The sequence below is a fragment of the Lachnoanaerobaculum sp. ICM7 genome, assembly GCF_000287675.1.
Classification (GTDB): domain Bacteria; phylum Bacillota; class Clostridia; order Lachnospirales; family Lachnospiraceae; genus Lachnoanaerobaculum.
In genome coordinates, this window is the sequence record NZ_ALJL01000004.1 from 1 (window position 1) to 3,096 (window position 3,096).

The 3,096-nt window shown below is 33.8% G+C and carries 3 protein-coding genes and 1 pseudogene; 3 read left to right on the top strand and 1 reads right to left on the bottom strand.

What is annotated here, in order from left to right; genetic code table 11:
* Positions 1-224: pseudogene (locus HMPREF1140_RS14105) on the bottom strand (transposase); the annotation flags it as partial.
* A 285-nt stretch (positions 225-509) separates the two neighbouring features.
* On the opposite strand from HMPREF1140_RS14105, the gene HMPREF1140_RS00820 reads away from it, so the two are divergent.
* The 3 genes from HMPREF1140_RS00820 to HMPREF1140_RS00830 all read left to right on the top strand — a co-directional run bounded on the left by HMPREF1140_RS00820 (position 510) and on the right by HMPREF1140_RS00830 (position 2,843).
* The gene (locus HMPREF1140_RS00820) at positions 510-1,025 is read left to right on the top strand and encodes an HdeD family acid-resistance protein (RefSeq protein WP_003004261.1); all 516 of its coding nucleotides are present in this window, start codon (positions 510-512) and stop codon (positions 1,023-1,025) included.
* A gap of 767 nt (positions 1,026-1,792) precedes the next feature.
* Positions 1,793-2,398, top strand: coding sequence for a DUF1269 domain-containing protein (locus HMPREF1140_RS00825; RefSeq protein ID WP_000432802.1), 606 nt, complete (start codon positions 1,793-1,795; stop codon positions 2,396-2,398).
* 28 nt (positions 2,399-2,426) lie between these two features.
* Positions 2,427-2,843 carry a helix-turn-helix domain-containing protein gene (locus HMPREF1140_RS00830; RefSeq protein WP_151404342.1) on the top strand — a complete coding sequence of 139 codons (417 nt, stop codon included), beginning with the start codon at positions 2,427-2,429 and terminating at the stop codon, positions 2,841-2,843.
* Positions 2,844-3,096 lie beyond the last annotated feature (253 nt).

Consider the following 3,096-nt stretch of genomic DNA (forward strand, 5'->3'; position numbering starts at 1 on the left):
CTAGTCATAAATCCGAAAAGTACTGTTTTTAACATGTTGACCGGATTATATCTGAATCGTCCGGTTGTGTACTCCGGAATATCGTTCAGATACTTGTTTAAATCTATTCCTCCCATCAATCTGTCAAATGTTAAAACAGGATCCAGCAGATCCAAACAATCTGAAAGAAACAGTGGTAAATATCCTTGTTTTGAATTACAATAATTATTGTGTAAAGTTTTCATCGTAAGTTAATTTTACCACAAAAATAGGACCTTTCGCATTAACGAATGGTCCTATTTCTTTTAGGGACTTATTTCACAGCCCCTTCAGATTGAAGTTAAAATCTTTAGAAGACACTTTTATAAGGACTTTGTCTTAAATCTGTGAAAAGGAGTGAAAACTCCTTTTCTTTTTGTAAGTCAGACTGAAACTTCCAAATTGTTTATTTATTTTATTGACATTTTCTATAAAAATAAGTACAATAGTTTTATTAACAAACTATACTATACTATATAGGGGGTATTGAAATGAAATTTTCTAATCGTTTACTGCTATTCCTTGCAGGAGTTGTTTTTGTCCTTTTAGGACTTTTCCTATTTACAAACCCAGTAGCTAATCTTGTTGCTTACAGCTGGTGGATTTCATTTGGTTTACTGGTTTCTTCTATAGCAGCTATTTTAGGCTATTTCTCTGCACCAAAAGAGCTTCGCTCACCTGTTTATCTTTTCCAAGGATTTGTTAGTCTTCTCTTAGCTCTTTACCTCGTTGCTTATGGCTTTGTGACCCTGCCGGTCGTCATTCCGACCATTGTAGGAATTTGGTTAATTGTAGAAGCCATTATTGCTTTCTTTAAAGGCAATCGTCTAAGATTGATTTTCCCTATTATTGGTAGCAATATCATGTGGGTAGCCTTGCTTGAATTTTTACTAGGTCTAGTGATTCTGTTCAATCCAGTGGCTACAGGTGTCTTTGTCGTTTATGTCATTGCCTTTTCATTTTTAGTTACTGGCTTCACCTACATTATTGAGGCCTTTCGTAAATAGTCTAGTTGCTATTTCTATCGCATTCAAAAAAGCTGGGAAATCATATTCTCAGCTTTTTTGTCTCTTTAATTATCACTTTTTCGCATTCCATTCTGCGTAGAATTGCTCCAAGTATTCTTCCAAAAAGTGATGGCATAGTGCTCTAGCATTCGATAAGTTGCAATAATAACCGGTCGAGAACGGGGCATCGACTCAATCATACCGAAAATAAAAGAGCGAATGTTATCTGCAAAAAGAAAGCTTAGATTCTTTGCGATTTCAACAAAAAAAGCACTGTTTGTACTGACCCCAAAAAGTTAGACAAGTAATTTAAGTGAAGGATTTAGTTCTGTATTTCACAGGACCAATGTAAGTGGCTCATTTGGACTATCCTCCTGTTTTGTTTTGTCACTTACAGTATAGTCCTTTTAGGCTTTTCTTGTATTGTGAGTTTAACTAGCACCACGGGTATTATTTTTCCTTTTACTTACCAGATAGAAGTTAAAACTTAATTGAAAAGAACCATTTAATTTAACTAATGCATGTTCTTAAAATTTCCTAAGTCTACCAACAGCTCTATCTAAATCTTTCTTTTTAATCAAAATTTTAAAATTGCCTAATTTATAGAATATAAGTTTTTAAATAAAAATTTAATCTTTTTGTAATATATTGTATATTGCATAAAAGATTATTGTATGCTACATTTCACCTTGTGTAGCAGTAGTTTGTACTACTAAATATAGGAGATTTTATTCTATCTCTATAAAGTAATAAAGGAGTGTAAGCCCATGGAAAATGTTGTTGTCTCAATTTTTCATATTGAAAGTGAAGCCTTTCAGGCCTTTTCAGAATTAAAACAGTTTGTTCAAACTGAAAATACAAAATTAGCTCAGGCTTCAATTGTAAAAGCTGAAAATGGTGTTGTTAACGTCAAAGATAGCTTTGATTTGATGAATTCCCTAGGAGATGATTATTTCGAAGGCGGATTAATTGGTAGTTTAATCGGAATTTTAGGTGGACCACTAGGTGTTCTCTTTGGTTTTGCTACTGGTGGAGCAATTGGCGCCTCCGTTGGTTCAGACAAAGAATTGATCAATTCGGCATTAATTACAACCGTTAGTAAAAAGTTGACTAATGGCGAAGTAGCTATTATTGCACTTGTACAAGAAAATGATGAATCTGTTTTAAATGCTATTTTTGAAAAGTATCAGGTTGACATTGCTAGATGGGATGTCGCTACTGTTGCGGCAGAGATAGAGTCAGCTCTCAAAATTCAAGAAGATTTAGAGCATCAAGCTAAAGCTCGCTTAATTGCGGATAAAAAAGAAGCTCGTCGTGAAAAATTTGATAAATTGAAAGCTAGTATTAAAGAGAAATTTTCGAAAAAAAATTAACAGACTGAAGAGACTGAGGTAATTAGGAATCGGTAAACAGTCCATCTCTGATTACGAAAAACAAAAAAGCTATCCTACCTTTGCAAATTTGGATAAGATAGCGGAATATTTTAATGCAACTCCAACCCAACTCTTTGGAACGAGTAAAGAGATTGAGTTAGAAAAGAGTGTTCTTGAATCTAATGAATACTCTGATAAAGTAAGTGAAATCTTAAAAGCTGTCAAATACATCGAGCATTTCCTACATACTGATGGACAGTACTTAGAGGATTTACTTTACCTAACAAGAGGCAACCAACTATACACAGAAGATGGAGATGAATTGTATATTGATCCAACTTCTCAGAAAAGAACATTTCATACCCAATATGAACCCGGTTTTATTGTAGCAAGAGAGAAATCCCCACTAGAGCTCTTAATTGAAAATAAGGAGCTATTAGATTAAATAAAAAAAGGGGATGTGAAAAAACTCGATTGAGTTTTTTCGCATCTTCCTTTTTGCCTTTATTTTGTATAAATGGCTGAAATCATACGCAAAAAAAGCGCAGTTCCCCTACCCCATAGAAATTCTTTTTTTGAATCTATGCGGCAGTTCTGTTTCTCATCTTTTTTTTCTGATATTTATATAAATTATGGCCTATCGCCACGAGTAAAACTTCCAGTTTGACTGAATGAATACCTCTTCGGACAATTCTCTT